General features: G+C 39.1%; 8 protein-coding genes and 1 pseudogene. All 9 read right to left on the bottom strand.

Features of this window, described 5'->3' with window-relative positions; genetic code table 11:
- Positions 1-62 precede the first annotated feature (62 nt).
- Positions 63-2,411, bottom strand: a complete 2,349-nt coding sequence (locus RTR63_RS10345) for a TonB-dependent receptor (RefSeq protein ID WP_065252125.1) — start codon at positions 2,409-2,411, stop codon at positions 63-65.
- Positions 2,408-3,751 carry an MFS transporter gene (locus RTR63_RS10350; RefSeq protein ID WP_062335228.1) on the bottom strand — a complete coding sequence of 448 codons (1,344 nt, stop codon included), beginning with the start codon at positions 3,749-3,751 and terminating at the stop codon, positions 2,408-2,410. Before RTR63_RS10350 ends, RTR63_RS10345 begins: the two co-directional genes overlap by 4 nt.
- Positions 3,751-4,149, bottom strand: coding sequence for a hypothetical protein (locus tag RTR63_RS10355; RefSeq protein WP_062335230.1), 399 nt, complete (start codon positions 4,147-4,149; stop codon positions 3,751-3,753). The genes RTR63_RS10350 and RTR63_RS10355 overlap by 1 nt, the downstream gene beginning before the upstream one ends.
- Before the next feature lie 66 nt (positions 4,150-4,215).
- Complete coding sequence (locus RTR63_RS10360; protein WP_082741515.1) at positions 4,216-5,406, bottom strand: MFS transporter; 1,191 nt, start codon at positions 5,404-5,406, stop codon at positions 4,216-4,218.
- A gap of 32 nt (positions 5,407-5,438) precedes the next feature.
- Entirely contained in the window at positions 5,439-6,074 is a 636-nt protein-coding gene (locus tag RTR63_RS10365) for a GNAT family N-acetyltransferase (protein ID WP_062335261.1), read from the bottom strand.
- A gap of 14 nt (positions 6,075-6,088) precedes the next feature.
- A complete protein-coding gene (locus tag RTR63_RS10370; protein WP_062335234.1) occupies positions 6,089-7,897 on the bottom strand; it encodes an IucA/IucC family protein in 1,809 nt (602 codons plus the stop codon).
- A 4-nt stretch (positions 7,898-7,901) separates the two neighbouring features.
- A complete protein-coding gene (locus RTR63_RS10375; protein ID WP_159772869.1) occupies positions 7,902-9,212 on the bottom strand; it encodes a lysine N(6)-hydroxylase/L-ornithine N(5)-oxygenase family protein in 1,311 nt (436 codons plus the stop codon).
- Complete coding sequence (locus tag RTR63_RS10380) at positions 9,209-11,005, bottom strand: IucA/IucC family protein (RefSeq protein WP_312524110.1); 1,797 nt, start codon at positions 11,003-11,005, stop codon at positions 9,209-9,211. The genes RTR63_RS10375 and RTR63_RS10380 overlap by 4 nt, the downstream gene beginning before the upstream one ends.
- A 103-nt stretch (positions 11,006-11,108) precedes the next feature.
- Positions 11,109-11,357: pseudogene (locus RTR63_RS10385) on the bottom strand (IS1 family transposase); the annotation flags it as partial.
- Positions 11,358-11,589: the final 232 nt, after the last annotated feature.

Below are 11,589 nucleotides of genomic sequence, written 5' to 3' on the forward strand. Positions count from 1 at the left end.
AAACTCGACAAAATTCCTTACCGCCCTATTTTTTCCGTTTTCTGTACTGACCCCTTCTAGCATCAATAATCAACCGTATATCTTAACCCATAAGTACGCCCTGCGGCATCAAGACTGGAGATATCGCCATACGTGGTTGCCGCTGCTTGACTAAATACAGTCTTATAGCCAGTGTTGGCAAGGTTGTAAATTCCGACATCTAACTTACCTTTAGGCAATTTAAACTCACCGAGTAAGTCGGCTGTAACGTAGCCCTTTATTTTAGCTTCAGGGGTGCTGCGTACATTAGTATCGCTGCTGGCAACGAGACTGTCCTGATAGGCTTTATCCGTGCCATCTACCGCCAATAGTTGTAAGCGTAACTTATGCTCCTCAGGTGAAGTATACTGGGCAAAGGCGGTGGCTTTAAGTGGACTAATCCGAAATGCCCCTAATTCACGATAATCCCCTTTGGCATCTTTATATTGCCCTCGGGTGTAAGCCATGCTGGTGCCTGCTGACCATGTATCATTAAATTTATGATTCAACTGCAACTCTGCACCATACACACGCTCATCCGTATCTGCTACTGCCACACTATAATCTTTTAAAAACTGTATGACCTTGTCTGAGGTATTATAAAATCCTGTTAATTTGGCATTGGTATTGCCTATTTTGCCTGACCAACCCATGTCATAACTATTTACCGCAATCGGTTCAACATTGCTAGAGTTGACTACAAAACCACTATTCACATCACGAAGAACCCGCTGTAAATCTGGTAAGCTATACCCTTGAGAAAAATTGGCAAATAGGCTGTTATGAGGGTCAATATCATAGCTAGCACCTAGATTAAACAAGGTCTTATCATGACTAACTTTACCTGATTTTACCTGCCCTGTGGTAAATGGGATTTTGTATTGCCCTAATAAATTGGCAAGCAACGTATCACTGGGGGGGGTGAAGGAATCGGTCTTGCTGTCAATATTTTGATGACGTGCCCCTGCGGTCATATGCCATTTATCAGCAATATCCATATTTAAATTGGCAAACACCCCTAAGCTATCAATGGTGGTGTTGGGTCCATAGGTATAGTTTTGACCTTCTTCTTGAAAGCTTAAGCCATTACTTTGCATAAAGGTTTTTAAATCATAGCCTTTGGCAAATTGGCTGTCTTTTTCTTGTTCATAATCCACACCATAGGTCAATAGCATCGGATTTTTGCTATCAAATTGCTTTTGTAATGCCAATCTTGCCCCAATGACATCAATGTCGGATTGAGATTGGAGTACGCCATAGGCATTACTTTTAAGTGCTTGGCTGTATTGTTGCAATTGCGCTTGAGTTAAGTTCATGCTTTGTAGAATGGGCACGGCTTTAGCAACTGAAAATGGTACAACAAAAGGATAAAATTTCCCTTTTTCTCGTCGATAGTAAGCATTGGCATTAAAGCTGTTGCCTGCAATGTCATCATGATGGTAATTTAAATTGATCGTTTGTTTCTCGGTTTTGGGTTGTTGCTCTAGTGAAAGCCCTTTAATGGCTTTTTTTGAGGGGGCTTGTCCAAATAGCACTGCCAAATTTTTTCCATAGTCTGGAGCATAGTCAGTGTCTTGCTTATCATTATAGTGTGTCAATGCAAGATTAAGATTTTGCTTTTCATCGATTGTCCAATCCATATTGGCATTGACACTCAAGCTTTTGCTATCTTGTTGGTCAGTCTGAGCAGGCTCTGGGGCAATACGATTATTTTGACTATCGAATGTGCCGCCTGTTTGCTTGTAGTCAATATCTAGCCGTCCAGCAAGATGACCGCTTTCTGTCATACCGCTGACAGACTGCCCCACTTGATAGCCAAATGCTTCTTGATTGGCATCGTTATTGGTGCTGATACCTAGCCTTGTTTGAAATGGCTTTTCAGGTACGATTGAGTTGGTGACGATATTTATCAAACCACCTGTTGCCCCTGCCCCATAGATACTGGTTGCTCCTGATAAAACCTCAATGCGTTCAATTTGATTGGGGTTAATGCTGTTAAGCTGCCTTGAAATATCTCGTGAGCCAGTCAGTGGTACGCCATTGAGCAGATACTGTACTTGGCGTCCTCGCATGGTCTGACCAAAGTTACTGGTTGTGCCACTACTCACACCTAAGCCAGGAACTAGCTGAGCAAGAATATCGGCGACTTGGCGGTTGCCTGTGGATTGAGCCTGAATATCCTTTTGTAAAAAGACCTGTGTGGTCTGCGGCATATCACTGATACGATTCGACAGCAATACGCCACTTTTACCATTCGTTGCTACAACGGTGTCAAAGGTAGCAGTGGGTACGGATATGGCAGCAGGTGCGGAAGCATTTTCAGCATATAATTGCTGGCTTATCATCATTGCTAATAATGATAAGCCAGGTAAGGTAACAAGTGTATATTTCATGATATAGCCTCATAAGAATGATTTTTTTTAAGTAACATTTTCTTCAGAAAAAAAGGGGTCAGAGATACTGATATTACTGACATTGACATTAACAATAAAAATAAATTTTGATAGCCCAAGCTATGCACTAAAAATCCTGATACAGCCCCACCGATAAAAAACACCAACAACTCGATACAAACAAACACAGTAAAATCTGTGCCTGCTTGCTGTTTACTGGTGTGGTTCATAAATAGGGTATAAAGTGCGGTCATCGTTAAATAACGAATACCCAGTAGCAGTAGAACCGATATGGATAGCAAAGTGGCAAATTGCGTCTGTCCAAATAAACCAGTTTGTGCAAGTAACACGCCTTTGCTCAGCAATACCAAGAATAACAGCCCATATACCGCACTTCGTAGCCAACCTGATATCAATAACCAACGCTCTGCACCCTGTTTTTTGACTAGAAAACCTGCACTTATCGCTGATAAAATCCCAACGATTGCCCCAAGGACTGAAAATAAAAAGCCAATCTGATTGAGTGACCAACCAAAATCAACAAGCATGGGGTTGAGCATTGCCATTGCAGGGGCTTCCACAAAGCGGAAAACCACGATTAACAGTAAAATCCATTTGACATCAGCACGGGCAAAGAATTTTTTTAGACTTGCTTTATCCAAGGATTTAGAGGTATGATTCCTATCCATGCTCGGCAATAATGTTTGGGATTTAATTATTGGGCGATTAGGTGCTTTGGTGGCATCAGGCAGCCTGATAAGTAACATTGATATTAAACTTACCACCCCTGCCAATGACAAAATTGCCACTTGCCATGAATAGCTATGGTAGAGCCATAATACCCCTGCACCGCCCAACATACTGCCAAATGCCACGCCCAGACTTTGCGTCGCACTCACCATGCCAAACTGCGATTTATCAAACTGCTCAACCGTATAACCATCAATGGCAATATCTTGGGTTGCCGCTGCAGATGAGATAATAAAACTTACCAGTAACAACGCCGTTATCTGTAACCAGCCCAGTTGTGATAGTGTGATTAGCCCAATGACAATGATGATTTGGGTGCTTAGTAACCATGTCTTTCGCTTGCCAATACGCTCACTATAATGATTATCCACCACCGTTGCCCAAAAAAACTTCAATGCCCAAGGTAAATATAATAACGACAGCATCCCAATCCACCGCACATCGACTCCTTGCTGTCGCAAAATCGCTGGCACTGCCACATTAAAAAAGTATAAAGGCAAGGCATGGGCGATATACAGCATAGCCACCATTGGCAATAAACGATGAAAAACTTTGTGGCTAGCAGAATCACTGTGTTTAGATAAATTCATCAGGCTTTTTCGACCTGCTGATTAATCCACTCCATCGCTTGTGCTTGTGTCATAACCACGGCATAAGGCACACCCCATGCTTGGTGTAAGGCGGGTGTATCAAGCTTTTCTCGTTCTGCCTCATCGTTGGCAATGCGTACTAATCCCTGACAATACTGGAAGAATTCTGCTTTATGGGCTTTGTACCAGAGGGCTTCTTTGGCTCGATAATTCTCGGGTAATACCAAGTCTATTTGACTATGATACATGGCAAAAAACGGCTGTTTCTTTGTCAATAAGCCTGTCATTTCATCAAGCCATTGCTCAAATGCTTGAGAAGTAATTGGGTTAATAAAGTCTATGTGAATTAATGGGGTGCTAGTATTGTGAGCAAACGAGTTTTGAGTCGTAATAGACATAAACGTAAACAATCATTGCGAAAATGTTACTATATAATAAATGATTATCATTATCAATTAAAATTTTTATGAAACTGTTTTGTTAGAATTTATGAGCCAAGGAATCACAAGAAGCAAAAGGATGATTAAGACAAAAGGCAATACATGGTTAAAATCATATAAAACCGTTCCCGCGACAGGGGCGATAACTATCGCTAGTCCCTGAGCCATCGCTAAAATGGAGGCACAATCACCATGTTCTCGTACGCCAACTTTATTCATCGCCAATGCTGAAATCGACGGCAGAATTAAACCGATACCAAACCCTGACAACAAATAGCCAATCAGAATACCCATAAGTTCAGAAAGCATGATAGCAGTAAGAAAACCAATTGCCCCACACAATGCCCCATAACCAATGATATGTTCTAACTTATGATTTTTGAATTTACTCAGTAGCAGTTGAGCCACAGCAAAAGCAATACCTGTGGCACTCAATATTATTCCAATCCAAATAGTGGCTTGTGCAGGTTGCATCCCAAAGTTATCAATGAGATAAAATCCCAAACATTCATTCGGTATAATAATGGCACAAATCACCACCAAATTTGCCAACCAAGCTGTAAAAATCCTTCTATCCTTGATAGATAAAAGGATTTTGTTACTTGTGTTAATGGGTGCTACTTTTTCTTTAGATTTCACAAAAAAGGGCAATAAAAATGCAGGCAATATGGCAAAAATCATTAAGGTCAAAGCTAAGTCATAATGCCCAAGTAGCCCTGCTACAAAAGGCGAAAGTACCATACCCATACCACCGATAGCACCCACCTTGGCAAGTTGCCTTATCCTGTCACCCTCTGCATAATTGTCTGCAATCCAAGCATTTATCGTAATCGGTATATTGGCAGCAAAAAACCCTATCAGAACACGTGTGAATAATAATACTGCCAACGTCAGACTAAGTGAGGGTTTATCCATACGAGATAAAGCCCAACCAACATAAATGGCAAGAACAACACAAGAAAGCATAAATCCTATTAATGCATACAATAGTACGCCAATACGACCATACCTATCTGATAATTTACCCCAAAATCTAACTGACGCTACCCAGATAATACCGACCATGCTAATAATTAAGCCCATTTGCCATGCACTCATATTTAATGACCTAGCAATTGGACTGGCAATCGTAAGGAATGCTTGATTGGAAGCCATGAATAAAAAATTTAGTATCATCAATACAGATACGATGCTGTTTTTATGTTTATCTGGCACGTTATAGGATGCTCATCAAATTTATTACCTAGTTAAACATTCGCATTTTGGTAACTGGCAAATTTATCCAAAAATGGGTGTCTAAAACAAAAATATAGCATGGCTTTTTTTTCAGGCATCTCAATCAGATACTGAGGTTCATATAAAAGTTCTTGAGCCACAGCTTCATAGGGCTTGACGGTAGCATCAGGCTCCCCTACCACTTTTTTTGCATGAGAATGTTCGAATATAAAAAATGTCAGCATCCTGACGATAGAACGCAGATAGCCTTGACCATAAGCTTTTGATTCAGCTAACAATAAGTGCCAGCCCAAGTCATCTTTATCAGCTTCATAATAGCCTGCTAGACGGTCTCTTGCCCCTTCATAAATCTCTGTATAACCCACCCATGCCCCATCAATCCCTACTAAATACAGGCGGTGATGGTCATCTGCGAGCATTTTTTCAAAATAGACGCTCAAATCTTTTAGGGATTTATTTAATTGCCATTGGGGGATAATATGGGGCATATTCATCCAATGATACAATAACACCATATCGTCAGGATAACTGACCTCACGCAACGAAAAATGCGTCCCCTGTTCTTGATAAGCATATTCATTCGGTAATGTGCGAGATAGCGTTGTCTTTTCAAGATAGGTACATAACTGCTTTAAATCAAAAGGCATTTGATAAACAGGTATCATAATTGTGCCTCACTGTGTTGGAAAAACTGCTCACAGAGCGGATTAAGCATCGGCTCTGCAATCACAGGCACAGGTCGATGGGCATCATCTTGATAACCTCTTGTGAAGAAACGAACACGATTCAGGCATACTTTTTCAAAGGTTGGGCGTTTTAGGTCAAACATCGCAATTCTATCTTTAAATTGTGGGTTATCCTGATGAAACTTATCAATAACCTTGACTAACTCACCCCAAAAATCCCCCTCAGAGAGCTGATACGTCAGATGCAACACATCAAATAGATAACGATAATGCACAACGAATAAGCCCGTAAATATAAAATGGCTCAAATCTTTTGGGGCATGGGTAAGAAGGACGTCAGCTTCTTGCGGTTTGGGATATTGTTCCTCAAACTCACCCTCAACTAAGTTAATATCATCAACAAAATCTTTTAGCACCATCCGTTTGGGTACGCCATTTTCGTGAATTAATAGGCTATTCTCCCCATGCGGTGAGAACACCAAGCCATAGCGATAAAGCCAGTAGAGTAAGGGGGTAACGCACACTTCAAAAAACTTATTTAGCCACACTTTTACTGTCAGTCCAGAGGCTTCGATAAGAAATGGGAGTAGATAGTTATTATCTTTGTCATGATGGATTAAGGTAGCTTGTGAGATGAATTTTTCATTTTTCTCGACATGATTTTCAACACTCTCTCTAAATAAACAGCCAAGTAACTCAACAAACTGATAAGGGGGGCTGTCTAAATCATCAAACGTAGGTTGTTGTGCTGTCACGGTGGCAACCTCACCTAATAGCACCAATCCTGTTTTTTGCAAGTCTTTGTCTTTTTGATATATATTGATTAGCCACTGCGTGATTTGAGGGGCGACTTTGTTGCGTTCATTGGGTAAACCTCGATACACAGCCGTATTCAGAATATTAAGTGGTAGTTTAATATTGAAACTGCTTGGATTGGTGACATCAGCAAAGGTACGAATGGACTGTAATGGTAAGTACTGATGCTCTGATAACTCCAAATAAACCAAGTGATTATTTAAGATTTGTTCCCCATAGTTTAAACTTATCCAGTGATGCCACTGCCATGGATGAATGGGTAAAAATAAATAGTCTGATGCGACTAGCCCTTTATCTGCTAGAATTTTTTTAAAATCTACCCATTGGTCAGCACCCAGTACATTGGCATAAACATCGTCACTCGTTAATGCCTCAATCGCTGAAAATGTGGCGATACTTTTATGGATAGCAAACCAAGGTAACGTTAAAACTTGTTTCATCTCAGGTACAAACTGCTGATAGTCATGATAGCCAAAACCCAATCGACCTTTACCCATAATAATCCACGGATGTCCTCTCAGTTCAGATTCCACTATACTCCCACTTAGCTGACATAATGTCTCACTGCTGGGTCTGTCCTCATTATAAAGATGAGCCTCCGCTAACCATGTGTGGTTGATTTCTTTAATCAGATAAGCTTTGGTCGTTTCTTGCATCTCAAGCGTTTGGCACAGTGCAACAAAGAATTTATCTACTTGATAGGTCATTGCTGGGTCGGTTTCGCTTTTAATGTCATAGATAATCCAACCCCCAAATTTTTTTTGGTAAGCTGTGACTGTCAGATGGATATGATTGAACTTAACAGTAAAATCTTGCAAACCTTGTTTATTCGCCTCAACTGGTGTTAATTGGATAATGTCTTCATACGCCAACTCAGCAATCGCCATTGCCAACAGCTTTTTACCTGCTTTTATCCAGCTTTCTTTGGTAATTAACAGTTGAAATTCAGGATGGTTCGTTTTTATCATAGTTTTAGCCCACACATTGAAAAGTCTGAAAAGTACGGCAATGATTGAGTGGATAAATATCTTTGCCTATAATATTGTTGATGATAGTCGCTGCTCGATACGCCCCTAATCCTAAATCAGGTGTTCCCACGCCATGGCTATGAAATTCCATATTTTGTGCAAATATTCTGCCCTGACTTAACGGATTGTGGTAGCTGACTTCATAATCCCGATTTATTTCATAATGACCAAGACTATCTCTGGCTATATCAGATTGAATCGCAGAGAGAAACTGCGGTTCTTGAGATTTATACCCTGTGGCTAAAATAAGATAATCTGCTTGCAAACTCACAGGAACAGTCGTGTGGTTGTGATAAAAATTACAGATAAATTTATGCCTATTGTCAGGCTCGATAGGTGAGGCTAGAATCTCATGTAATGCCAAATTGGGCATTAGTTTGACATTATATTCACTGGGTGTCAGACATCGTTGATACAGCTTATCGTATATCTGTTTTAATAATTGGGCATTAATGCCTTTATAAAGCAGTCCTTGTTTTTGCAATAACTGCTGTTTTTTTTGGGGCAATAAATCATAAAAATAGTCGGTATAGTTGGGACTAAAATGCTCTAACGCTAATGGTGTGTATTCCATAGGGAAAAAACCTTCTGCCCTAGTGACCCAGCTTATATTAGTAAACTCGTTATCATCGATAAGTTTATAAAAAATTTCTCCTGCAGACTGACCTGAACCCACTAATACAATGTTTGCCTGTTTATCTTGACAAAGTTTTTCATACTGATGCATAAAGACTGAAGAATGAAAGCACTTATCAGGGTAGAGTTGATTGGCTTCTAGGGTACAGCTAGGTATCGTTGGTGTTGTACCCACACCGATGACCAGATTTTTACAGTCATAGGATTTTTCAACACCATGACAAGTCACGACCACGCTAAATCCTTCAGCAATGGCTTTTACGCTCTTCACATGGTAGCCAAAGTATAGGTTATCAAGTTGTTCACAGACCCATCGGCAATAGTCGTTATATTCTAGTCTAGGCAAGAAAAATGACTCTCTAAAATAAAACTGAAATATTTTTTTGGTTTCAATCAGATAATTTAAAAAGCTAAATCGACTGGTTGGCTCGACCATAGTAACTAAATCTGCTAAGAATGGTACTTGTAAGGTAGTATCAGGCATGAGCATACCATCATGCCAAGAAAAGCTTTCCTTTTTCTCAAAAAATGCACTGGTGAGACCACAGTCCTTATTTTGCAATAAAGTTGCTAAACTTAAATTAAAAGGACCGATACCAATGCCAATAACATCTATCACTTTATGCACTCACTCTCATGGTTGAAGCGTTGAATAGGGTTTTTTATATCAACATAAATCGATTGCGTTTCTACAGGGGCTATTAGTTCATCTAGCTGATGTAATCGGGTGAGCAGATTACCTTTGTAGGGTAATTCATCTTGGAAAAGTAGGGTTTGAAGTAACAGACTGTCGGGGTATAACTGATAAAATCTTTCAATATGCTGGTAGAGTAGGTCGATGAGTTTTATTTCTGTGGTTGCACCCGTTTTAGCAATCGCTGTGATTACCGAAAACACACTGTTACCAATGAAATAATAGATAAAACGATGACTAGCAAACTCAACAGGTACGACACATTGAGCCTCTGTGTGTAACTCAGGGTAAGTTGCAATTAACGTTTCTGCATAATCTATAACATAGCCGAAACTTTGATTATCTCTCACCCAAAATTTTGCAGGTAAATGATTATCAAGTTCTAGTAGGCTGTTTTGTTGATGGGCTTCAAATACCATACCGTAGGTATGATAGATTTGTAGCATTGAGTCTAGCGATATCGTTAAAAATTGATTGAACCAATTGATTGCTATATCTTCATGAGAAAGATTTTTTTGTTGGGCGATTGCCTCAAATAAATGGCTGAATCTATTTGCCTGATTCAATGGATGATCTTGACACAATGTCGCCAAGTTAGTGACATTATCACTCTGATTAAAAGGATTATGCCGAAAAATACAAATGGTTTCATGAATAATATCGTCATCAATCTTTAAGCCTATCCAAGCAGGGTCATTGATAACATTGAAACTGGGAATGATAGACTTAATTGTTTCGCCCACCTCACTGTGCCAAATTTTGGTAGCAAACATACCTCGACGGCATTCTTTTGGCAGATTGATTCTAACAGCGTTTGTAATAGCCACAGATAACGAAAATTTTAACATCCATGGTGCATCAAAACTTGCCACCGTGCGTACAGAAGTGGTGGGGAAAAAGCTCGTTCCTGTCTCACCAATATCTATCAATAAACTATCCGCAACAAGCTGTTTATAAAAAGGCGTATCTTGAAGAAATTTGGCTTGCCAAGGATGTAGCGGTAATAATTTATAGCATGGAAATTGCAAAAATAATTTTTTTTGCTCCTGTGGCATAAAAGGTGTGAGGTATTCAAGCAGTTGCCGTGAGATAGATTTACCATCAAAAGACTCTTCAATCGTATTATCAGGGTGTACTAACCAATAATGAATATTGAAACAGCCTTTGGTTTCAGGTGAGTAGTTTATCCATTGCTGTTTATTAAAACCTATGCGGGCTTTGGGCGTTGGGTGCATTGCATGACCATAAATCAATGCTTGCTCAGTTTCAATAAAGTTTAATGTGTTACTAGCGAATAATGTCTCAAAATCTTTGGCTCTATTTAGCATGATAGTAACTAACTTTTGATGACTTTCAATCCACCTTGACAATACATCGAATGTATCGAGATTTTCACTATGGTGGTATTGAATATCCGCTAGAATCAGACTAGCCGTCGTTAGACTATTGATTTCTACATAGCCACCGTTTGCCCTAACATAAATTTTGCCAAAAATTTGATGCTGTCCTAATATACTAAAAAAATGCAATGGGATATATAACGCTTGTTGGAGGGGTAATAATGTTAAAACCAATACATCTTTGCCATCAAAAAATTCTATATCATTATTATTAAATTTTTCATTTTTTATTATTTTAAATCGATTTATTTCAATACAGTAAGCATTAATTAGGTTTTGTACTGACAACCTATCAATATGTTCAGTCAAACAAGGCATAACTCATCCGAAGCATTGGTATAATAAAATTGTGAGGATAATAATACAAATGATAATCATTATCAATATATAATTTGGTGGTGCATCAAAAAGTATGCTGATATCAAACATACCCATTATTAATGTAAAAAAATACTAAATCAAAGGCTTTGAAGTGGTTTTCGAGTTTTTTGGAGAAGTTACAACTTCGCCTGACTGCTCGTTTTATTCTATGTCGAATACGACAATTATTTCCTTCAATACCTACGGTAAAAAACTTACCGATCTTTTGAGTAAAGCCTTCAAACCCATTGACAAAACTGTCCCAAGTATCACTGGCTATTACTGCACAAGTTACGCCAAGCTTTTGAAGTGAACCGCTCCGGGTTTATCGAAGACTCCAATATTTGGACAAAACCCAACATGGAATCAAGACAATATTAAACAAATATTATTAGTACGTATTCGCACAATTTATTTTATGTTAAATAATATTTTTGAAATCAAATGATTGCCCACTCTATTTTAGATATTACCAAGTATTCTAATAAAAAAAATAGCCTTGTAAATTTCTCCGTTCCTTTCATCATACATCAATCACTTGT

The sequence above is a fragment of the Moraxella sp. CTOTU47724 genome, assembly GCF_032014955.1.
In the GTDB taxonomy this organism is placed as follows: Bacteria; Pseudomonadota; Gammaproteobacteria; order Pseudomonadales; family Moraxellaceae; genus Faucicola; species Faucicola tetraodonis.